Origin of the sequence: Methylosinus sp. KRF6, from assembly GCF_018887255.1 — a bacterium.
GTDB classification, from domain to species: Bacteria; Pseudomonadota; Alphaproteobacteria; order Rhizobiales; family Beijerinckiaceae; genus Methylosinus; species Methylosinus sporium.
The window spans coordinates 3,665,317-3,687,343 of record NZ_JAHLJF010000001.1; the positions used below are offsets into that span (position 1 = coordinate 3,665,317).

The 22,027-nt window shown below is 67.3% G+C and carries 17 protein-coding genes and 1 tRNA gene; 5 read left to right on the top strand and 13 right to left on the bottom strand.

The features are described 5' to 3' along the window. Positions 1 to 28: 28 nt before the first annotated feature. Positions 29 to 973: a hypothetical protein gene (locus tag KP010_RS17470; RefSeq protein WP_142862822.1), complete on the top strand. Its 945-nt coding sequence runs from the start codon at positions 29 to 31 to the stop codon at positions 971 to 973. 113 nt (positions 974 to 1,086) lie between these two features. Here the strand turns inward: KP010_RS17470 and KP010_RS17475 are convergent, their stop codons facing one another. Both KP010_RS17475 and KP010_RS17480 read right to left on the bottom strand, forming a co-directional pair. Beyond that, on the bottom strand, positions 1,087 to 2,091 hold the full coding sequence (locus KP010_RS17475; RefSeq protein WP_142862823.1) for a TorF family putative porin: 1,005 nt from the start codon (positions 2,089 to 2,091) through the stop codon (positions 1,087 to 1,089). A gap of 311 nt (positions 2,092 to 2,402) precedes the next feature. Beyond that, the gene (locus KP010_RS17480) at positions 2,403 to 9,764 is read right to left on the bottom strand and encodes an apolipoprotein acyltransferase (protein WP_216281264.1); all 7,362 of its coding nucleotides are present in this window, start codon (positions 9,762 to 9,764) and stop codon (positions 2,403 to 2,405) included. 374 nt (positions 9,765 to 10,138) lie between these two features. On the opposite strand from KP010_RS17480, the gene KP010_RS17485 reads away from it, so the two are divergent. Next, entirely contained in the window at positions 10,139 to 10,480 is a 342-nt protein-coding gene (locus KP010_RS17485) for an Hpt domain-containing protein (protein WP_185966492.1), read from the top strand. Positions 10,481 to 10,485: 5 nt separating this feature from the next. Here KP010_RS17485 and KP010_RS17490 read toward each other — a convergent pair whose 3' ends face one another. From KP010_RS17490 to KP010_RS17510, 5 genes are all read right to left on the bottom strand, one after another. Further along, on the bottom strand, positions 10,486 to 10,713 hold the full coding sequence (locus KP010_RS17490; protein WP_108915616.1) for a hypothetical protein: 228 nt from the start codon (positions 10,711 to 10,713) through the stop codon (positions 10,486 to 10,488). Between the two features lie 98 nt (positions 10,714 to 10,811). Further along, a complete protein-coding gene (locus KP010_RS17495) occupies positions 10,812 to 11,891 on the bottom strand; it encodes an SGNH/GDSL hydrolase family protein (protein WP_142862854.1) in 1,080 nt (359 codons plus the stop codon). Positions 11,892 to 11,927: 36 nt separating this feature from the next. Further along, positions 11,928 to 12,752, bottom strand: a complete 825-nt coding sequence (locus KP010_RS17500) for a bifunctional 2-polyprenyl-6-hydroxyphenol methylase/3-demethylubiquinol 3-O-methyltransferase UbiG (RefSeq protein WP_166141333.1) — start codon at positions 12,750 to 12,752, stop codon at positions 11,928 to 11,930. A gap of 209 nt (positions 12,753 to 12,961) precedes the next feature. Further along, positions 12,962 to 13,046 (bottom strand) — tRNA-Leu (locus KP010_RS17505). A 147-nt stretch (positions 13,047 to 13,193) separates the two neighbouring features. After that, entirely contained in the window at positions 13,194 to 14,297 is a 1,104-nt protein-coding gene (locus KP010_RS17510) for a choloylglycine hydrolase family protein (protein ID WP_166141332.1), read from the bottom strand. 270 nt (positions 14,298 to 14,567) lie between these two features. Here KP010_RS17510 and KP010_RS23145 point away from each other — a divergent pair, with 270 nt between their 5' ends. Continuing rightward, positions 14,568 to 16,160 (top strand): L,D-transpeptidase family protein, encoded by a 1,593-nt coding sequence (locus KP010_RS23145; protein WP_281405373.1) that lies wholly within the window; start codon positions 14,568 to 14,570, stop codon positions 16,158 to 16,160. 91 nt (positions 16,161 to 16,251) lie between these two features. Here the strand turns inward: KP010_RS23145 and KP010_RS22850 are convergent, their stop codons facing one another. From KP010_RS22850 to fabI, 3 genes are all read right to left on the bottom strand, one after another. Continuing rightward, positions 16,252 to 16,587 carry a type II toxin-antitoxin system YafQ family toxin gene (locus tag KP010_RS22850; RefSeq protein WP_142862857.1) on the bottom strand — a complete coding sequence of 112 codons (336 nt, stop codon included), beginning with the start codon at positions 16,585 to 16,587 and terminating at the stop codon, positions 16,252 to 16,254. Beyond that, positions 16,556 to 16,837: a type II toxin-antitoxin system RelB/DinJ family antitoxin gene (locus KP010_RS22855; protein ID WP_142862858.1), complete on the bottom strand. Its 282-nt coding sequence runs from the start codon at positions 16,835 to 16,837 to the stop codon at positions 16,556 to 16,558. Before KP010_RS22855 ends, KP010_RS22850 begins: the two co-directional genes overlap by 32 nt. Before the next feature lie 149 nt (positions 16,838 to 16,986). Then, on the bottom strand, positions 16,987 to 17,865 hold the full coding sequence (gene fabI, locus KP010_RS17525; protein WP_108915435.1) for an enoyl-ACP reductase FabI: 879 nt from the start codon (positions 17,863 to 17,865) through the stop codon (positions 16,987 to 16,989). A 300-nt stretch (positions 17,866 to 18,165) separates the two neighbouring features. Between fabI and KP010_RS17530 the strand changes: the two genes are divergently transcribed. Then, entirely contained in the window at positions 18,166 to 18,666 is a 501-nt protein-coding gene (locus KP010_RS17530) for an RNA polymerase subunit sigma-24 (protein WP_142862859.1), read from the top strand. Between the two features lie 10 nt (positions 18,667 to 18,676). Continuing rightward, complete coding sequence (locus KP010_RS17535) at positions 18,677 to 19,555, top strand: anti-sigma factor (protein WP_142862860.1); 879 nt, start codon at positions 18,677 to 18,679, stop codon at positions 19,553 to 19,555. 179 nt (positions 19,556 to 19,734) lie between these two features. Here KP010_RS17535 and KP010_RS17540 read toward each other — a convergent pair whose 3' ends face one another. The 3 genes from KP010_RS17540 to KP010_RS17550 all read right to left on the bottom strand — a co-directional run bounded on the left by KP010_RS17540 (position 19,735) and on the right by KP010_RS17550 (position 21,856). Next, positions 19,735 to 20,193 carry a DUF2147 domain-containing protein gene (locus KP010_RS17540; RefSeq protein WP_142862861.1) on the bottom strand — a complete coding sequence of 153 codons (459 nt, stop codon included), beginning with the start codon at positions 20,191 to 20,193 and terminating at the stop codon, positions 19,735 to 19,737. 100 nt (positions 20,194 to 20,293) lie between these two features. After that, positions 20,294 to 20,722: a DUF1772 domain-containing protein gene (locus KP010_RS17545; protein ID WP_142862862.1), complete on the bottom strand. Its 429-nt coding sequence runs from the start codon at positions 20,720 to 20,722 to the stop codon at positions 20,294 to 20,296. Positions 20,723 to 20,794: 72 nt separating this feature from the next. Next, complete coding sequence (locus KP010_RS17550) at positions 20,795 to 21,856, bottom strand: GSCFA domain-containing protein (protein ID WP_142862863.1); 1,062 nt, start codon at positions 21,854 to 21,856, stop codon at positions 20,795 to 20,797. Positions 21,857 to 22,027 lie beyond the last annotated feature (171 nt).

Sequence of the window (22,027 nt, forward strand, 5' to 3'; positions counted from 1 at the left end):
GCTCGCGCCCGCCCCTCAGATGCGGCGCATGAAGTCACCAATCCTCGTCACTCTCGCAATGCTCCTCGCCGGCGGCGCGGCGGCGCAGACCCTGGCCCCGCCCGCCCAGCAGAAGGGCCGCTCCGTCAAGCCGGGCGTCCCCGCGCCGGCGCCCGCGCCGACCGAGGAGGAAAAGCCCGCCGCCGGCGCGACGCTGCGCCTCTCGGCCGTGCTGACGCAAAACGATTCCTTTGCGATTCGCAGCGGCGTCGTCTGGCGCATTTTCGAAGATTCGTCGCAGCCGGACGGCGCCCGCAAGCTCGTCGCGGAATCGCGCGAGGCGAATTATTCCGGGCAATTGCCGGATGGCGCCTATATCGTTCACGCCGCTTTCGGCCTCGCCGGGGCGACGCGCCGCATCGTGATCGACGGCCGCAATGTCAGCGAGCGGCTGACGCTCAACGCCGGCGGGCTGAAGCTCATCGACCTTCTGGGCGACACGCAGCTTCCGGCGCAGCGGCTCGCCATTTCCATCTATGTCCCGGAGCGGGGAAATTCGGAGGCGAAGCTGGTGCTCGCCAACGCCCGTTCGGGCGAGATCATCTCTCTGCCCGAGGGCGCCTATCACATCGTCTCGACGCTGCTCGATGTGAGCCAAGGATCGCAGGGCGACAATAATACGACCAATTCCGTCGTCACCGCCGATCTGCGCGTGCCGGCCGGCAAGGTCATAGAGGCCACGCTGCGTCACCGCGCCGCGACAATGACCTTGAAGCTGGTCAAGACGCCGGGCGGCGAGGCGCTCGCCAACACTTTTTTCTCGGTGCTGACGCCGGGCGGCGACGTCATTCGCGAATTGATCGGCGCGTTTCCGTCGCTGGCGCTGGCGGAGGGCGAATATGTCGCCATCGCGCGCCGCGAAGGCAAAACCTTTCAGACCACTTTCAAAGTGACCTCGACGCAGGATCGCGACGTCGAAATATCGGCGCAGTGAGACGCGATCGGCCCCAACCTTACCCGACTCTTCGAGGCTGCGGCGCCGCCAACGCAAAAAAAAACGGACCCGCGGGTAGCGGGTCCGTTTCGTTGCAAGGCGTCGGCGCAGTCTTACTTGAAGGTGGCCGAGCTGAAATCGACCGACAGCGACGCGACGAAGCGCGAGCCGCACCAGCTCGACGAGCTCTGGCCGGTGAGAGTGTTCAGCGAAGCCATCATATTGCCCGACGGGTCGGAGGTATTGAGGAAGCAGCCCGCGCGGGTGAGGTTCGAGTCATAGTAGCGCAGGTCGAGCGTCACCACGTTCCAATTATAGGAAGCGCCGACGTTCCAGGTGTTGTAGCTGGCGAATTTGAAGCCCTTGGTGCCGAGAATGCCAGTCGACAGGAAGGCGTAGTCGGGGTCGATATAGCTGCCGCCATAGCTCGCGTCGGACATACCGAGATAGTAATGGCCGAAGGCGCCGGAGATCGACAGGCCCGAATAATCGGTATTGGCGAAGGGAGTGACCTTCGCATTGATCTCCGAATAGAGCGAATGCGCGTTATAGCGGTTCCAATTCGGAGCATAGGCCAGCTGACCGCCGAGCGTCAGATAGTCGTTCAGCGCCCAGCTCGGCTTGAAGTAGATCTCGATATAGCTCGGATCGAAAGCCGTGGTGGGCAGAGCGGTGTAGGAATTCTTGAAGGTCGTCACCGGAATCGCGCCGCCGATGAACCACTGCTGATGGTTGCTCGGATAGGCGTAATAGATGGCGCCGAAGTCCAGCGTCAGCGGACCCCAGGTCGGACGAATGCCGGCGGAGATGTCGACCTCGGCCAGCGGGCTGGTGGCCAGCGTCACATTGGTGGCGGCGAGGCCCGTGTAGAACCAGCCATAACGCAATTCGCCATAGACGCTGCCCGCGGGGCGGTGAGCGCTATTGGAAATGCCGCGGACGATATAGTCCGACATGAATTTCGCGCCATAGGCGTAGTCGAAACCGGCCCCGAGAAAATCGACATTGGGCTCGGGCAGGGCGATCAGAGGCTTCGCCTCCGGCTTGGCGGGCTCGGCGGCAAAGGCGGGCGCTGCGAGCGCGAAGGCTGCCACGCCGGCGAGTAGAATTGATTTCATTGTCTTAGGCTCCCCGATACTGGAATCATCCTCGGTTGCGATTGTTGCGACAAAGCCCTTAGGCACTCAAGCGGAACAGGGAAGCAATTGCCTACGCCTCGAGCAAATCGGGAGAATCGACGCGTTTTCTGTGACGAGAGTGGCGAAAATGTCACATAGTCGGTCTGGAAGACGACAAATTTTGTCGAAATGGAACAAGAAATGGCGCGTTTACGCCGGCCGCGCGTCGCGCCGACCGACGAGACACGAGATCCGCGATAGGACGAAATATCGCCGGCGCCTAACTCTTGGGCGCCGGCGGCGAAGATTCGCTACTCGAAACGACCCGCCGCATGGCCGAGCATGGTGTAGACCTTGCCGGCGTCGGAGGTGAGATAGCCGCGCGTCAGCGCGCCGTCGCGATCATTGCGGCTGGTCTCGGCGACGAGCCGCTCGAACTCCTGTACGTAATGATCGACGGTGGCGTGGAAATCCGCGTCGACGCGATAGCGGCGGCGGATTTCCTCATAGGTCTGCTGCCCTTGCGCCGTGTAGAGCCGGCGGGTGAACAGGCCTTTTTCGCCGCGCTGGAAACGGTCCCAGAATTCGCCCACCGCGGCGTGATCGACCATGCGGGCGATATCGAGCGTCAGATTGTCCAGCGCGCCGGAGGCTTTGGCTCTCCCGGGGGCGGCGTTCACGCGCGGCGCGGGCGCTTCGTCGCGCGAGGCGCGCGCCAAGAGATCGGAGAGCCAGCCGTCCTCCGTGGCGGAGGCCGCGGGCCGCGCCGCGGGAGCGGGCGACGGCGCGGGCTGAATGGCCCTCGCGCTGCGCGGCGCCTCCTCGCGCGGGGCGCGGCTGGCCCAGCTCGGCTCGGGCGCCCGCGGGGCGGGAGCCACGACCGGCGCAGCCGGGGGCGCAGGCGGAACCGGCGCGACGGCGGCCGGAGCCGGCGCTTCGAAGCCGCGCCGCGCCGGAGCGGCGGGCGCCGGAGCCGGCTCGGCGATGTCATAGGCGCGGCCCGAGCGCGCGACGATGTCGGTCAGCTCGTTGAGCGCCTTGACCTGCTCGCCGACGACGCGGCGCAGCGCGGCGGCCTGCTCGGCCGTCTCGCGCGGCAATTCCTGTGCGCCGCGTCGCAGCTCGGCGCGGGTCTGCTCCAGCTCGCTCTGAATCTGCGCGGACATGCCGCGGATCTCATTGGCGGCGGCGGCGAATTTCTCCGTCGCCCGGCCGAAGATATCGGCCAGCTCGTCATTGGCCTGCTCATAGGCCGAGCGCAGCGCCGCGGTGGTCTCCTCGCGTTCCCGAGAGGCGGCGTCGCGCACGGCGGAAAAGCGCTCGTCGACGAGATCGGCCGTCTCCTGCGTCGATTGCGTGATGAAGCCGCCGACATCGCGCGCACGCTCCTCGACCCGCCGGAAATTCTGCTCGACGAGGCCTGAGAAATTGGCGACCGCCTCCTCGAAATCCCGGCGCTTGTCCTCGACCAGCAGCACGAGATTTTCCAGCGAGAGGCGGCGCGCGTCGAGCGCGGCGTCGAGCTCGGACTGGCTCTGCGCCAGCCGCTCGGCGCTCTGCGTCAGGCTCTGCTGATGCGTCTCCATCGCGCCGACGACCGAGCCGGCGTCGCGCATGACGCCGCCCGACACTTCGCCGATCTGCGCGATATGCTGTCCGACCGTCTCGATCGCGCCCTGGAATTCGCGCAGCTTACCGCCGAGCTCCCTGTCGAGATTGGCGAGATTGCCGCCGGCCGTCGAGATGATCGTCTGCAGCGAGGAATTGGTCTCGCCGAGCCGGTCGAGCACTTCGGGCAGCTCGGCGCGCAGCTTCTCATTGATGTCGAGCAGCGCGCGCACCGAACCCCCGGCGCCGTCGGCGAGAGCTTTCTTCAGCTCTTCCGCCGATTGGTCGATCGCCGCCGCCAGCTCGTCGCGCTTCTCGCCGAGATGCTGCACGATGGCGGAGCCGCGGCTCTCGATCGCATGGGCGACCAGCTCGCCGACATTGGCCAATTCGCGCGTCACCTCGCCGCCGCGATCGCCGAGCGTCGTCTGGATCTGCGTGAGGCGCTGCTCCAGCGTCGAGCTGATCTCGCCGACGCGCTCGGTCAGCGCCTGGCCGAGATCGCCGGTGCGGGCGTGCAGAGTGGTGTCGAGATCGCGCCGCGCCGAGGCGAGGGTCGCGTTGATCTCCTCGATGCGGGCGTTGATCGTCTCGACGACGACGCGGCTGCGCTCGCCGATCTCGCCGGAGACCGCGTCCAGACGGCCGACGACATTGTTCTCGAAGACGCCGATGCGTCCGTCCAGCGTGCCGGCGATTTCTTCCGCGCGGCCGCCGAGCGTGGAATTGATCTCTTCCGCCTTGGAGGAGAGCGTCTCGGTGAGCTGGGTCGAGCGGGCGAGCAGCACCGCGTCGATGTCCTTGACCTTCTCGTCGAGCGAGCGAATGACCTCGCGGCCGCCCTCGCCCATGGCGCGCGCCACCTCGACGGCGTGACGGGCGAGCGTTTCCTGAAAGGCCTTGCCAGCCGAGTCGAGGCCGGAATCGACGCGCCCGACCAGCGCGTCTATGCGGTCCGCGGCCTGCCGCGTGCGGGAGTTGGAGACGGTCTCGAAGCTCTCGATCTTCGACGACATGACCGCGGCGATCTCCTCGGCGCGGGCGCCGAGCAATTCGACCAGCGCCGTGCCGTCGCCGGAAATCGTCTTGTCTATGGCCGCGAGCCGCTGGCCGACATCCTCCGACAGTCGCTGCGACTGATCGCCGATGCGCGCCGCGATCTCTTCGGCGCGTTCCGCCAGCCGATCGGCCAGCGCGCCGCCTTCCTGCACGATGGCGGCGTCGATCGCCGCCAGCCGCTCCGACAGAGCCGCCGCGAGCTGCTGCGAATGCTCGCCGATCTGCGCCGCGATCTGGCCGCCCTGATGGCGCAGGCGCTCGTCGAAGGCCGCGAGCTGCTCCTCCACCCCGCGCGTGACGCCGTCGCCGCTCGCCGCCAGCGCCGCGACCAGCGCGCCGCCGCGATCGACGATGGTGGTGTCCACCGCCGAAAGCCCTTCGGCCAGCGCCGAGGCGAGCTGCTGCGAGCGCTCGCCGATCTGCGCGGCGAGCTCGCCGCCCTGATGGCGCAGCCGCTCGTCGAAGGCCGCGAGCTGTTCCTCCACACCGCGGGCGACGCCGTCGCCGCTGGCCGCCAGCGCCGCGACCAGCGCGCCGCCTTGATCGATGATGGTGGTGTCCACCGCCGACAACCGCTCGGCCAGCGCCGCCGCGAGCTGATCGGAATGCTCGCCGATCTGCTCGGCCAGCAGATTGCCGCGATTGCGCAGCGCCTCGTCGAAAGCGGCCAATTGCTCGCCGACGTCGCGAGTGAAGCCCTCGCCATTGGCGGCGATCGCCGCCACCAGCGCCGCGCCCTCGTTGACGATGGCGGAATCGACCGCGGTGAGACGCTCGGTGAGCTCCGCCGCCAGAAGCTGCGAATGCTCGCCGATCTGCGCGCTGAGCTCGCCGCCGCGATTGCGCAGCGCCTCGTCGAAGGCGGCCAATTGCTCGCCGACGTCGCGGGTGAAGCCCTCGCCATTGGCGGCGATGGCCGCCACCAGCGCCGCGCCTTCGTTGACGATGGTGGAATCGACCGCTGTGAGACGCTCGGCGAGCTCCGCCGCCAGAAGCTGCGAATGCTCGCCGATCTGCTCCGCCAGCCGCTCGGAATGGCCGCGCAAGGTCTCGTCGAGCGCGACGAGGCGCTCGGCCACATCGCGCGAGAGCCCTTCGCCGCCGGCCGCGAGAGCCGCAGCCAGCGCGCCGCCCTGATCGATCGCCATCGCCTCGAAAGCAGCGATGCGCGCGGTCAGCGCTTCCTCTATGCGCTCGCCCTGTGTGGCGATGGCGAGAGCCGCCTCGCTGGCCGTGGCGGCAAAACGCTCCTGCAGCGCGGCCGATTGCTCGGCGAGCGTCGTCGCCACATCGGCGACGCCCTGGGCGAGGCCGGCCTCGAGCGCGGCGCCGCCATCGGCGAAGGCCGCCTCGGCGCGGCTCCGCGTCTCGTCCAGCGTGCGCGAAACCTGCGCGGTCGCCTCCTCCAGCGCGTCCAGCCGTCCGACCAGCACGCCGTCGACCCATTCCGCCTGCTCGGTGACGCGGGCGACGACGTCGCCGCTCTGCCGCACGACCTGGTCCTCGAAAGCGGTGAGCCGCTCGGAGAGGACAGTGGCGATGCGATCCGAATTTTCGGCGACGCGGGCGGCGACCTCGTCGCCATGGCGCACCACCGTCTCCTCGAAGGCGGCGAGGCCCTGGGAGAGAAAGGCGCCGATCTCGTCGCCGCGCTCGACCAGCCGGGAGACGGTCTCGTCGCTGCGGCCGGCGATGCGCTCCTCGAAAGCGGCGAGCCCTTCGGCGACGGCATGGCCGATCTTCTCGCCCTGATCGAGGAAGCGCGTCGCGGTCTCCTCGCTCTGCTGGACGACCGCCTCGCGAAAAGCCTCGAGCCCGCCGGCGACGGCCGCCGTGGCGCGCTCGCTCTGCTCCTCGAGCGTGGAGAGAGTCGCCTCGTGCTGCTGCGAGAGCCGATCCTCGAATGCGGCGATGCCTTCCGCCACGGCGAGGCCGATCGCCTCGCCGTGAGCGGTGAGCCGCGCCGCGGCCTCCTCGCTCTGGCCGAGCACGCGCGTCTCGAATTTGGCGAGCCCTTCGGTGACGATGCCGCCGATCGAATCGCCGTGAGCGACGAGACGCTGTGCGATATCCTCGCCCTGGCCGGCGATATGCGCCTCGAAGGCCGCGAGACCTTCGGCGACGGCGGCTCCGATCGCCTCGCCCTGGACGACGATGCGCTCGGCCGCCTGCTCGCTCTGGCCGAGGACGCGCTCTTCGAAAACGGCGAGGCTCTCGGAGAGGGTCGAGCCGATCGCCTCCGCATGGGCGGCGAGACGTTCCGTCGCTTCGGCGCTCTGGCCGACGACTCGCGCCTCGAAAGCCGCGAGACCTTCCGTCACCGCCGCGACGATGCCGTCGCCATGGCCGACGAGACGATCGGCGACCGCCTCGCTGTGGCCGATGACCCGCGCCTCGAAAGCCGCGACCCCCTCCGAGACCGAAAGGCCGATGCGCGCGCCTTCCTCGATGAGACGTTCGGCGGCCGAGAGGCTCTGGCCGGAAATGCGCTCCTCGAAAGCGGCGAGCCCCTCGGTGACGGCCGTCCCTATGGCGTCCGCATGTGCCGCGAGCCGCGCCGCGACATCCTCGCTCTGGCCGGCGACGCGCTCCTCGAAGGCCGCAAGACCTTCGGTGACGGCGGCGCCGATCGTATCGCCATGCGACGCCAGACGATTGGCGACATCCTCGCTATGGCCGACGACGCGCTCCTCGAAAGCGGCGAGGCCTTCCGCCACTGCGGCGCCGACGGCGTCGCCATGGAGAACGAGCCGCGCCGCCACGTCCTCGCTGTGGCCGGTGACGCGCTCCTCGAAGGCCGCGAGGCCCGCCGCGACGGCGGCGCCGATGGTCTCGCCCCGCGTCGAAAGACGCTCGGCCGCTTCCTCGCTGCGACCCGCCACGCGCTCCTCGAAAGCGGCGAGGCCGGCGGCGACCGCCGTGCCGATCTCCTCGCCCCGGGTGGAAAGACGCGTCGCCGCTTCCTCGCTGTGGCCGATGACCCGCTCCTCGAAAGCCGCGAGGCCCTCCGCCACTGCGGCGCCGATCGCCTCGCCATGGGCGGCGAGCCGCGAGACGGCGTCCTCGCTTTGGCCCGCGACGCGCTCCTCGAAGACGGCGAGGCCTTCCGCCACCGTCTGGCCGAGACGCGCGCCTTCTTCGGCGAGACGCGCCGTTGCTTCGGCGCTGCGCAGCGCCACGCTCTGCTCGAATTCCGTGACGCCCTGCGTCAGCGCCGCGCCGATGCGCTCGCTCTGCTCGGCGAGGCGCGTCGCGATCTCGCCGCCCTGGACGACGACATTCTCCTCGAAGGCGCCGAGACGATCGGCCAAAGTCTCGGTGACGCGGTCGCCATGCGAAGCGATGGCGGCGATCGCCTCTCCGGCCACGGCGGCGAAACGCTCGTGCAAAGCCTCGGCCTGCTCGGTGAAAGCGCCGGCGCTGTCGGCCAGAGACTGCGCGAAACGCTCGTTGAGGCAGGCCCCATGCGCCGCGAGCTCGCCGCTGGCGCGCTCGCGCGTTTCCTCCAGCAATTCGGCGAGGCGGTCGCCGGCTGTCTTGAACGCCGTCTCCGTCGCCGCCACTTTGTCGGCGAGCTGGGCGGCGAGATTTTCGGAGGCGGCGAGCAGCGAACGCTCGATCGCGCCGCCATGCGTCTCGATCGCCTCGTCGACGCGCCCGCTCGTCTCGGCGAGACGATCGACGAAGCTCTCGCCGCGCTCGCCCACCGCCTGCACGAGATGGCCGCCGATGGAGTCGAGCCGCTCGACGACGAAGGCGCCGCGGCTCTCGAAATCGCTCGCCAGCGCCTCGCCGCGCTCCTGGAGCTTGCGGTCGGCCTCGGCTATGCCGTCGGAGAAGCGCCGCGTGACCTCCTCGGAGGCCAGATTGAGGCTGGCGGCGATCGTCTCCCCGGCGGTGGAGAGACGCAGAACCATATCCTCGCCGTGCGTCGACAGCGTGGAATTGAAGCCGTCGCCGACATGCTCCAGCGCCAGACGAATCTCCTCGCCCTTGGAGCCGAGCGCGGCGGTCACGCGGCCGCCGGCCTCGCTCACCGTCTCGGCGAGATGGGAGGAGGTCGATTGCAGCTCCGCCGACAGCGATTCGCGCGCGCCGAGCAAGGCCGTGCGGGCGTTGTCGGCGTTGACGAGAATCGCCTCGCGCTCGCGGGTCAACTCGTCGATGAGCACGCGAATGCGGCGCTCGTTCTCTGAATAGGAGCGCTCGAGATTGGACACCTCGGTGCGTACGATGATCTCGAGCTCGCTGGCCCGCGCCAGCGCGCGCTCTATCCCGTCGCCCATGGAGGCGGCTTCGCGGCGGATCGCCTGCGAGAGCGTCACCATCTGCTCGGTGGCGATGGTCTCCGGCTCGATCAGCCTGATCGCCACCTCGGCCATGGAATTGGCGACCTGCTTCATCTCATGGGCGCGGCGCGCCATCACGCCGGTCACGAAGATGAATACGATCGGCGCGAGAAGCGCCAGCAGCGTCAGCACCGGCTTGGGCGCGAGGAAGGAGCCGTTCTCGCGATCGAGAATCTCGCCCTGATTGAAATAGACGAAGAGAGTCCACAGCGCCGCCCAGGCGGCGATGGAGAGGAAAGTATAGCCCAGAATGGCGGTGTTGGGACGGACCTGCAGCGCGGCGCGCAGCTCGCCGATCGTCTGGCGATCGTCATTGGCCGGCGCGCCGGCCGGGGCGACCGGAGGCTTGGCCGAGCCGCGAGCGGCCGCCGGCGCGGCGCCTTCCGCCGGGCGAGACGCCGCCTCGCGCCCGTCCTGGCGGCGCGACGGCAGGCTGAAGTTGAAGCCGGGCGCGGTCTTGCCTTCGCCCTGGCTCTGGCCCTTGCCCTTCGCCACGCCCTTGTCCGCGGGCTCGGCGCCCTTGTCGGCCTGCGACGCGGCTTTCTCGCCCGCCTCCGTCACGGCCTCGGCGCTGGACTCCAAGCCCAGATTCAACGCCTCTTCGACCGCCGACAGCGCAGCGATAGCCGCGTCCTGGGGCTTGCCCGATTTCGCCATCGTCACCTCTCCGAGCGGTCATGGTTCCGCTTTATGACGCCGCTCACCTTACTTTGCCGTTCACATCGAGCAGAAAAGATTAACCAAATATTACCGCCGTCGGCCCGCAAATGAAACGGGCGCCGGCGGCCAAACGAAATCGTCGTTAACGCGATTGGAGGAAGATGCTTCGGCTCCAGCCTGGAGCGGAGCACAACCGGCGATCTGGAGCCTGGCCGGAAAACCGAAGCAATGTTTACATTGAATTGATTCGTATGAGAATACGACGCCCCATCGGACCCGACGAGCGCATTCGCCGCGGCCCGTCGCGCGGGCGCGGCGCAATCCACAGGAAAAGCATGGCTTTTCCCGCAGAGACCGATCGGAGACGTAGAATGACGGATGGCGCCGGCCCGAAGAATTCGAGAGCGGCGATCGACTGGGCGCATCTTTCCCGCCAGACCATGGGCGACGTCGAGCTCGAAGCCGAGTTGCTGGCGCTGTTCGCGACCCAGGCCGCCGAATTCAGCGGCAAGCTCGCCGCCGCCGCCTCCGACAAGGCTCGGCTCGATCTCGCCCATACGCTCAAAGGCGCGTCGCGCGCCATCGGCGCCTTCCCGCTCGGCGATGCGGCGGAAGACTATGAATCCGCCATTGCCGAGCCCCCGCGGCTGCGGGCGTTGGAGGCGCGCCTCGCCGAGGCGCAGCAGGCGATCGCGTCCCGCCTGAAGCGCTGAGGCGTTCAGAACTGGCCGCCGTCGATCGCCCGCACTTCGGCGGTGGAAGGCGCCCTAATGCTGGCGTTGAGCTTGCGCAACATGATGAGGCACTGCTCCTTGACCTGCTCGTCGCGGACGGAATCGGCGACTTTGGCGAGGTGGCAGAAGGCGATAGCGCGCTGAGAGACGATATCCTCATATTCGGAAGGGTCGCTCAGATCGACAGTATGGTCACTCGTCTCGTCGGACATGAATGGCGGCGCCTCTCTCTGGTTCGTCGCATCGGCGCGGCGGACACTGCCGCCCAATTGTGGTCGCGGCTTGGCCGAGAAGGACGGAAATACCTGGCCTATCTGGAGCTTTGCTTTGTAAAACTCAGACGGAGCAAGAGAAAAGCCAGCCAGCGCCGCCAGAAGGACGGACGCCAGAAAACGGCTCCGGCGATCTGGAGCGTCTGATCGCCGAAGGGCGCGCCCGGCTCCGCCGGCAGCAGCGTCGGTTCATGGGGCAGAGCCGCGAGGGCGCTCTCGTCGTCGGGCATGGCGACCTCGAGATCGCTTTCGGCCCAGGGACGCCGGCGGGAGTAATGGAGAAGAATGAGATTGGGCACGATTTCGCGCATGTCCGATTGCGCGGTCCGCGCATAGGCCCGCCCGCCGGCCGCGACGCGATAGACGCCGCTGTCCTGCGTCGAGCGCAGCAGCAGCCCGGCGAGCCGGCCGCGACCGGGCCAGCGGCTCGCCCCGGGCCGGGCGAGCTCGAGAAAGCTCCCGGAGAAAACCGTCGATGCGATCTCGATGCGGCGGCAGCGGCCCGAGGACTCGGCCGCGCTCGCCGGGACGTAATCGATGGAGGGCGGATGAAGGCGGCCGGCGCGTGGAACGCGAATGCGGCCGCCGGAGACGGCGTCGGCCACGACTTTCGCGCAGCGCAGCGACGCCTCGGCGGTCAGATGATGCGGATCGACGAAATCCTCGGGACGCACGCGCCCGAGGATCGTCTCCAGCGTCGGGCAGCGCGCCATGCCATGGGCCTCGGCGACGCGCTGATAGATGCGCTCCACGCGCCGAACATTGGACGCGACGCGCGCGCGTCCGCTCGGGCGCGGATGCAGGCACAAGAACAGCAGCGGCACGCCGCGCAGCGCGCAAAACTGCGCGACGCCGGCGAGCGCATCGTGAATCAGCGCCGTGGTGACGAAGCCCGCATCCAGCAGGATCATGTCGTTGAGCGCATATTCGAAAACGACGAGATCGGGCGCGGGCTCGCCGCGGCGCTCCGCGTCCTGAAGACGCGAGAGCCCATAGAGCGAGCCGACGGCGCCGAGAAAGCGGTTGACGATCTCATGTGCCGGCATGAGGCCCTGCAATTGGGCGGCCCAGCCGAAATAGACGCCGGCGTTGGACCCGCCGAGCAGCAGCACTCTCATCTCGCCATCCCGCCTCGCCGATCCGCTCGCCTCATACTATGACCTGCGCGCGAAGATCGAGACGGCCGGGCCGTAGACATGGTCGGGTTCGTCGTGGTTGGTGCGAATATCGTCGAAGCCGAGCGCCCGCAGCGCGGCGATGAGATCGTCCTTGTCGAGCCAGCGATGATCGTCGCGCATCCCGCCGCAAAAGGCCGGATTGGACTGCGTCTTCACATAGCTTCGCGGATAGGCCCGCACGACGACGCCGTGAAAGGAATGTTCCTCGGGGACATCGGCCATCACGCTGCGGCGCGGATCGGAGACCGGCATCGCCTCCGAGACGACATGCGTCCAGATGAAGACCGCCGAGGCGCGCTGCGCGATCAGCTCCAGCAGCCGCAGCGGATCGTGCTGATGATAGAGCACGCCGGAGGCGACGATGAGATCATAGCTCTTGTCGGTCTGCTCGAGCCATTTGACGAAATCGCCGAGCCAGAAGCGCGCCTTCCGCAGGCCCAAAATCTCCTTGGCGACGAGACAGCGCATGAAGGCGAGCTGATTGGCCTCCACGGCGTCCACCTGCGCGCCCGCATTCTCCAGCATATAAGTATGGCCGGCCTCGAGCGGGCCGAGCTCCAGCACCTCGCGCCCCTCGAGCGCGCCGAAACAGTCGATCGCCCAGAAAATCCGCTGGTCGTAATAGGTCGGCACGATTCCCGCCGTCACGCCGAAAGCCTCGGGGAAAGCGGTGCTCCACCCCGGAATGGCGTCTATGGCGTTCTGATGCGTCGGGAGCGCGTCGACATAACGATCGAATGTCTGCGTCTTGCGGTCGAAAATTTTCAGCAATCTGTCCAAACCGAATGCGCGACCCGACATTTTTCGATCCCAACCGGATTTTTCGAGGCCGCTTTCGGCCGAACGGCGCCGCAGGCGCTGCTCCGGCAGCGCGCGGACATGTCTATCCCGTCGCCATGGCGCGCCGGTCTTTTTCTGGAAAAAGGGGGCTCTCGCTCGGTCCAGAGCGATGCGCGGCCGGAGCCTCGCGTCGAAAGCCGAACGATGAGAAGCCTCCGCAACGAGAGGCTTGGTGCGGTCGAGAGGACTCGAACCTCCACTGGTTGCCCAACTAGCACCTCAAGCTAGCGCGTCTACCAATTCCGCCACGACCGCGCCGGGGCTCCTTGGTCGAAACCAAAGCGCCGGCAGGCGGCCCGTCTAACAAAAAGCCTCCCCCATGACAAGGCGTTCTCGACGCCGCGAGCGGGATTTCGAGAAAAGGGCAGCCGGCCGGCCTTCGTCCGCGCCCGGCCGGAGGCGTCACCGCTTGGGGAATTCCACCGGAGCCGCCCGCAGCGAGGGCCGCAGAGGGGCCGCCCGCACGCTGCGCCCTTCGAGCTCCAATTTGGTCAGATCTATGCTGCGCAGCGCCTGATTGTCATAGCTCTTCACATAATAGACGCGCCCCGAGAGATCGGCGATCGACGACCATTGCGTATATTCGAAGCGCGACGTCTCCTTGGGCGACACGCGCACCAGCCCCATCGGAATGTCGAAATTATTGAGGATGTGCTCGGCGAGGCGCACTTCGCCGGCGGCGTCCTTCTGCGGTTCGGCGGAGAGGACGAGCCCCACCGCGCGGACGAATCGGGACGGCGGCGTCGGATCGCCCGGAACGCCCAGCAGGCCGGAGCCGGCGCCGAGCGGGGCGAAGCTCTCGTCGCCGATCTTCAGCGACGGCGCATCGACCGGCGAGAGCTTCACATAATTGCGCAGATTGGTGAGATGCCAGTCGAAGGACGGGGCGTTGGTGACGACGCCGAGCGGATTCTCATAGATTTTCAGCTTTCCGCCGCTCGGCTCGACCACCAGCGAGGCGCCGCCGGCGTCGTGCAGCGTGTAGTGGAAAGGCGGGACGATGCCGAGCGTCGGCTGGACGACATCGACGATGGCGATCGTGTCCAGCGCCTCGCGCAGCTCCGCGACGCTGGCGAAATTGCCCAGCGCCCAGGTGAGGAAATCCCAAGGGGCGAGCGCGTGGCCGGGGTCGGCGGTCTTCGAGTCGGCGTAGGAGGCGAAGCCCGGAAAATAGAGTATGCCGCCGGCGAGGCCCTTTTCGTTCATCCCGTCGACGACGACCGGCAAGCCGAAGGCGTTGAGCCCGGCGATCGCATAACGGGACTTCCAGCCCCAGGTCTGCTTGCCCTCCGGCCCGCTCGCCCGCGCGGCGTGATGGCGCGGAATGACGATCGCCTCCGATTCGAGCGGAAAGCCGAATTCCAGCGTCCGCCCATAGACCGCCGAGCCATCCGCGGCTCTCAGCAGAAAGCTGGTGCAGGCGCGAGCCGGCGCGAGCGAGAGAGCGAGAACGAGCGGCAGCGTCGCGAGCCGCCCCAGCGCATTTCGAAATTTGGTCGCCGCCATTTTTCTCTCCGATCCGTCTGCGGCGACAGATAAGGCGCGCGCCTCGCGCGCCCGAGCGCGCGGCGGGGGAAAGCGGCGAACGGCCTCGAGACATTATGGCGGCGAAAAGGAAAATTCCCCGCAATTCTTCGTAAAGTGCGCGGGCGCATAGATTTCAGCCGATCGTTAACCAATAAGAGCAATGCAGGCGAGGGCGAGGCTCTGTCCACTTCGAGACAGAGCGTTATTTGCTCGAGCAATGAGTTCGTGTGTGTCAGGAGTTTTCGCGTCATGTCGGAAGTCGCAGCTGTCGCCCGCAGCCGCAGGGTCTGCGCTCGCGCTTTTTCCGCGGTCTGCGCCGCGAGCGTCGCCGCCACTGTCCTCGCCCTCGAGGCGAGACCCGCAGCCGCTATCGGCTATTCCGCCAATTCCGACGCCGAGGCCCCGGCGCCGCGCAAGCGCGGCAAGCGCGCGAAATCCGCCGAAGCCAAGCCGGCCGCCGAGACCGTGAGCCTCGCGCGGCCGCTGTTCGCGGTCGTGTCGCTCGGCGGGCAGCATATTTCGATCTATAATCACAATGGCCTCGTCGACCGCTCGGTCATTTCCACCGGCGTGCCCGGCCATCCGACGCCGGAAGGCATGTTCACCATTCTCGGGCGCGAGCGTTTCCACCGCTCCAATCTCTACGCCGGCGCGCCCATGCCCTTCATGCAGCGCATCACCTGGTCCGGCGTCGCCATGCATACGGGCCATGTGACCGGCCACCCGGCCTCACATGGCTGCATTCGCCTGCCGGGCGCCTTCGCGCAGAAGCTGTGGGGCATGACCCGCATCGGCGAGCGCGTCGTCATCGCTCCTTATGATCTTTCACCGGCGGAAATCGCGCATCCGGCGCTGCCGACGCCCAAAATGCGCTCGGCGACGGAAGCCTCGGCCGCGGCGCTCGCCGACGCCGGGCTGCGCGACGGCTTCGCCGACGGCGGCGCCGCTGCGCTGATTGATCCGCGCCGCTACGCCGAGCAGCTGAGAGTGAAATCCGCGGCGGAGGCGGCCGCCGCCGCCAAGGCCGCGACCGAAGCCTCCGCCGCGCTGAACGCCAAGCGACTGGAGGCCGTGCGCGCCTCGGCGGAGCTGAAAGCCGCCGAAGCCGCCGAAGCCACAGCCCGCGCCAAGGCCGAAGCCGCCGCCAAGGCCGCCGACAGCGTCGCCGCCAAGCGGCAGGAAGTGGCGACCGCCAAGCCGGAGCTGTCCGCCAGCGACGGCGCCAGCCCCGCCGAAGCGGCCAGGGCCAAGGCGGACGCCACCCTCGCCGAGGCCAGGACGCGGCTCGAGGCCGCCAGGACCGCCTACAACTCCAGCGACGCGGAACATGTCGAGGCCGTCCGCCGCTCGCGCGAGGCGGCCGAAGCCGCCGCCGCCGCCGCCAAGGCGGAGAAGGACGCGCAATTGCGGACCGCGCCGATCTCCATTCTGGTGAGCAAGAAGAATCAGCGCATCTATGTGCGCCAAGGGCTGACGCCGATCTTCGAGGCGCCGGCGACTGTCCGCGAGCCGGAGCGCCCGCTCGGCTCGCATCTTTATATCGCCACCGCGGCCGGCGGCGACGGCGCGCTGAAATGGTCGGTTCTCTCCATGCCGCCGCGCATCGCCGAGGCGCGCGCCTCGCATAAGAAAAAGGGCATAGTGGAAGAGCAGCGCAGCGCCGCTCCACTCGGCGCGGCCTCCAGCGCCGCCGACGCTCTGGATCGCATCGAGCTCTCCGACGAGGTGCGCCAGAAAATCGCCGATCGCCTATGGCTCGGCGGCTCGATGATTATTTCCGATCAGGGGCCGAGCTCGGAGACCAGCGCCGTCGGCACGGATCTCACGGTGAAGTTCCGCTGAAGGAGCGATGCGAGCCTGAAAGCTCGCGGTCCGAGTATGCATTAATGAGCGTTTGCGACGCCGCGTTATGAACCATCGATGGACACGCCGGCTACTCGTCGAAAAGGTCGGCATGAGCGCCGGCGCGAATAAAGACGATGAGGCCCGCCTCGTCGCTGTCGTCTACCTTGTAGGCCAGCAGGAAATCGCCGCCGATATGGCATTCTCGGTAGCCCTTCCACTCGCCTTTCAACGGATGGTCGCGCCACTCCGGTCCGAGTGGGGCGCTGTTGGCGATGAGCAGCAACATGGCCTCTTTGAGTCGGTTCATATCGAACCGACCGGAGCGCGACAGTCGTTCCCAATCTTTCAGGAAAGACTTTGCGTAATCTGCCGCACGAGGCAGCTGCGCTCTCTTACTCGCCGCGGGCTTTTTCAAGGTCGGCAAACAATTCGCCGGCGGTTGCGAAGCGGCCGTGGCGAGTCCGGGCGATTTCTTCGGCCTCCGCCATGGCCGAACGCGTTTCCGCGTTCGGCGCCTTGAGCTCCAGCGGGAAGGCTTGGTCCGCCACGACTCGACGCAAGAATAGCCGCACGGCCTCGGAGACGGACAGGCCAATGGCGTCGAGCGCAGCCGTCGCCTTCTCCTTGGTTTCGTCGTCCACTCGGACATGCAACATGGAAGAGCGCGCGGCCATGTGCTTACCCCCTATTCATCGAATAGCGTATCTCAAATGAGATACGCTATCAAGCAGCGCGGCTCGGGGCATTCGCTCGTAGCCTGCGCATTTCCCGATCGTGCGATGTCGCGCGCATCGGGGGAATGACGGCCGTCGCCGAATGAAGACTATTTCGCCTCGGTCGTATGCTGCGGCAGCAGGGCCAGCAGCGAGGCCATTTTCGGCGCGGCGCCCGGATTCATCATGCCGACGACATGATAGCCGGCGTCGACATGCAGCACCTCGCCGGTGACGCCGCGCGCCATGGGCGAGAGCAGATAGACCGCCGTCTCGCCCACTTCCTCGATCGTCACCACGCGGCGCAGCGGGGCGTTATATTCGTTCCAGCGCAGAATATAGCGGAAGTCGCCGATGCCGGAGGCCGCCAGAGTCTTGATCGGCCCGGCGGAGATGGCGTTGACGCGAATGTTCTTCTCGCCGAGATCGGCGGCGAGATAGCGCACCGAGGCCTCCAGCGCGGCCTTGGCGACGCCCATCACATTGTAGTGCGGCATCCATTTCTCGGCGCCGTAATAGGTGAGGGTGAGCAGCGAGCCGCCGTCTTTCATCAGCTTCTCGGCGCGCTGCGCGACGGCCGTGAAGGAAAAGCAGGAGATCATCAGCGACTGCGTGAAATTCTCCGCCGTCGTGTCGACATAGCGGCCGTCGAGCTGATCCTTGTCCGAGAAGGCGAGACAATGGACGACGAAATCGATTCTGCCCCACAGCTTCTCGACCTCGGCGAAGACGGCGTCGATCGTCTCCGGCTCGGAGACGTCGCAGCGGCCGACGACGGTCGCGCCGATCTCCGCCGCGAGCGGACGCACGCGCTTCTCCAACGCCTCGACCTGATAGGTGAGGGCGAGCTCGGCGCCGGCGTCGGCCGCGGCCTTGGCTATGCCCCAGGCGATCGATTTATTATTGGCGACGCCGAGCACGAGGCCGCGCTTGCCGGCGAGAACGCCGCTGAAAATATTGCCGTTCGACGTCGGTTCCGGTTGCGACATGGGAGCAAAGTTTCCATAAATCTGCGATCGAGAGGCGGGGTGTTCCGCCGCCTGTCGGCAACGCCGTTGGAGGGCTACGCGAGATGCGCGCGGGCTTGGGACTATGGGCTCGGGACACGGGCTCGGGACATCGGCGCGGGCCGACCCACCGGAAGCGTCCCCCGGCCCCTTACAAAAACACATAAATCTCAGGGCGCGGAGATAGTCAATCACGCCGGACTGGCATAATATCTGTGTCCAGCAAACCGAACCAGCGCCGCGCAGACGAGGCGTCGTGGGCCGCGCGAAACGGGCCGAGCGATGGGACAGGCGGAGGATTTCGAGGAGACTCTGGAGAGGCTCACGCCGGGCCTGCGCCGCTATGCCCGCGCGCTGCTCTGCGGCGCGGCCAATGACCTCGCCGACGAGCTCGTGCAGACCGCGCTGCAGACCACGGCGGACGAGGCGCGGCACGATGCTCCGGGGGCCGTTCTCGACATTCGCGTCGATCTCTACGCATCCTTGACCCATGCCGCGCAACGGCGGCTGCGGTCCACCGCCCCGCATCGGCCGTCGCTGCGCCAGCCCGCGATCATGCATCGACTCGCCGATCTCCCCTTCGAGGAGCGGGAGACGCTTCTGCTCGTGGCGCTCGAGGGCTTCACCTACGAAGAAGTGGCGCGCATCGCCCGCACCGATCGGCCCGTGGCGCTCATGCGGCTGATGCGCGCGCGCTCGGCGCTGACGGCGCTGGATCGCCATCCGTCGCCGGGCGCCGACGCCGGCCGGCGATCCGGGCCGCATTTGCGCGTCGTGAAATAACGAGCCGACGATGAGCCCCGGGGAGCATGTCGACGAATCCGATCTGCATGGTTTCGTCGATGGCGAGCTCGACGCCGAAAATCGCCGGCGCATAGAGGACCATCTTCACAATCACGCCGAGGACGCCGCGCTGGTGGAGGGCTGGCGCCGGCAGAATGCGGCGTTGCGCGCAGCCTTCGCCCAGACGGTGAAGGAGCCGCTGCCCTCGGGATTGCGCACGGCCTCGGTCACGAGCCTGACGCGCAGCTTCGGCTCCGGCGTCAATTGGGCGCGCTTCAGCCCTAGCAAAGGCGCCTCGCTGCGGGCCATGCGGCGTTCGGACACCAGCCGCAGGCCGCCGCGCCGGCCCGCCATCGTCATGTCGCTGGTGACGCTGCTCGCCGGCGCGGTGGTGGCGGGAGCGGCGCTGCTCGCCTTCACCGGCCCGGCCTCGCCGCCCGCCGCCCCGCAGCGCGTCGTCATCGAGCCGCCCGGCCTCCTCGCCCACGCCCAGCTCGCCTATCAAACCTATGCGCAGGATACGCGCCCGGTGGAGATCGGCGCGGATCGCAAGGCCGAGCTTTCGACATGGCTCGGCGAGCGCGTCGGCTTCGCCCGTCTGCCCGATCTTTCCGCCGCCGGGCTCGAGCTCGTCGGCGGACGGCTCGTGCCGGGCGTGCTCGCGCCCGCCGGCCTGCTGATCTACCGTTCCGCCGCCAGCGGACCGGCCGCGCTCTATTTCGAGCGCGCCGGCGGCGAGCGTCTTCCGGCAGCCCCACCCAAGACGGCGCCCGGCCTCGCCGCGGTGGAATGGCGCGCGGCGGGCTTCGCCTTCGTCCTCATCGGCCCGCTCGCGGCCGAGGTCGCCCGCGCCGCCTCCGAAAGCGCCGCCGCTCAAGCCATTCGCTAAAAATCTCCCAATTACACGCCCCTTCTTCAAGCCGAGCTGGACGCCGAACTACGAGATTTATTTCTATTTCGTGTTGGATGCGACGCCGACGCCTCTCCGTCGCCGCGCATCTTCTCGTCGACAGAGGCGCGCTGCCGGCGCGCTTCGAGATCAAATCGATCCGCCGATGAATCGAAGACCTATCGCAGATCGTCGACCATTGCGTGCGCCGCCGGCGGCGCGGAGACGCGCGTCCATGTCTCGTCGCTGCACAACATGCCCCAGAGGCACCCTTTCAGCGTCAATCGCGTCGCGCTCTCGACAGTGATGAAGCCATCATAGGTCTTGCCGTCGTCGACATTGAACAGCCGGCCCGACCATTCATTGGGTCCCGTCTGCCGGGCGCCGCGCAGGATCACCGCGCCGATCGCGGAGCGGTCCTCGGCGCTCTGCGCCGCTACGACCTTGGCGCAGAGCTTGCCGTTCTCGCAATCATAGAAGCTGAACTGCACGCCGCCTTCCGGCCGCAGCCAGACGCCGCGCGGATCATGGCGCAGATCATGGGACGAGGCGCCTGTCGCAGGGCTCGCGGCCATTGCGGCGGCGAGCAGCGCCCCGGCGGAAGGCGCCAGAAATTCGCGGGCGAAAGAGCGCGTCATATCGATCCTCCTTCTGCTGTGAAGACGGAGGATCGACGAGCATCGTGTCGAATCTTCGGCCGGGAGAAACAAAGCGGAACGACTCGGCCGGAAAATCACATCAGCCATTCGCAAAGACGAAAAGCGCCGTCGCCAATGCGCCGAGCGCGGTAAGCGCGAGCTCGAGCTCACCCCACAGCACGATCGCTTTGCGCGCGTCGACGCCGTCCTCGGCGGAAATCAGGGCGAGAATGCGATTGTCGAGCGGCGACACCGCATAGAACATGAAAGGCCAGGCGGCGATGATCGCCGCCGCGCCGGCGAGCCAGCGCACATCGTCCGAGGTCTTGTAATCGACGAAGCCGAGAAGCGCGGAGAGGAGCGAGAGCCCGGCGAGCAGCGCGAAACCGCGATGATCGGAAGTCTCCCACTCCTTCATGAGCGCAGCGTCGTCGAGCTTCAGCCGCGCGGGCTGCTCGACGAAATTGACATAGAGAGACGCCCCCGTGAAAGCGCCGGCGACAGCGAGAGCGAGCGAGCCCGTGACCATGAGGCGAATCCTCCGTTCGAACGGCGACAGAGGATATATAAGCTCTAGTTTCGCGAAACGTAGATCACGGCCTCACGCGGTTTCGATCGCCTCTTCGTCGCAGACGATGCGGGAATTGCTCTCCGCCTCCGCCGCCACGTCGAATTTCAGCGGCTCGATCTTGGCCGTCTGCGTCTCGCGCTCGGTGAAATGGTCGAAGAACAGGCGCATCGTCTGGCCGATGCCGAAGGAATTTATGCGCCGCACGTCGTCCCGATAGAAGCGCGCGACATTGGGCGGCGCCGTCGCGACGTCGTAGGACGGGAAATAAGCGATATTGGGCCGCGCGCGCACCACCTCGTCGGCCGCGGCGCGCAATATCGCCTTGATCGCCGAATTGGATTCGAGCACATGGCGATTCTCGTAAGTGGCGATGATGCCGACCGGCGAGACGCTGAGAATGATGCGCGAATTCGGATTGACCGAGCGGATGCGATCGACCGAGGCGAGGAAGTCGCGCACCACTTCCGACACGGTCATATTGTGGAAGTCGAAAACCGCAGGATCCCAGACGCCGCCGGCGACGCCCGGCGCCTGCTGCAGCACCGCGCCATCATGGCAGCGCCAGGACTCCGTGTGGCCGAAGGTGAAAATGAAGACGTCCATCGTCTCGAACATTTTGCGCACGGCGGCGAAATGCCGCTCGCGCTCGGCCAGCATGTCCTCGATCGAGTCGTAGCCGTCCGGCTCTATGCTCGGGCGGAACGGATCGACGATGCGGCCGTCCTCCTGCCGCACCCAATGCACGAGCTCTGGCTGGAACTTCCCATAGGCGCGGTCGAACAGCTGGAGCAGCGCCGTCGTCGTGTAGAGATTGCCGTAGCGGCAGGAATACATCGAATAATTGCGCCGTTCCGCCTCGGCGGCGGACATGCCCTCCGGCGGCTGCTCGGCAAGATAATAATGGTAGCCGCTCGCCTTCAGTTTCTGAGCTATTTCTTGCGCGAAACAACTCCCGGCCGTCGCCACCTTGTCGCGCAGCGAGATTTTGAAAGGCGTGGAGAGAATGGGGTCGATCGCGAAGGGCGGCGTCTGCGTCACCGCCTTGCGCCAGAAGCGATGGTCGGGTAGGGAGCTATAGGGATGTTCCGCCAATTGTCGGTCTCCTGGAAAGCCGCCGGCCGCAGGGCTCGTCGAGCAGGGTTCATCTGAGACGCGCGGTCCGCTCTCGCAAAGGCGAAACGGCGCGGCGCAACAGGATGAATGCGGCGGCCTCATCGATGCGGCCGGGAGCATAGACGGCGACCGGGCGCTTGTCATCCTTCG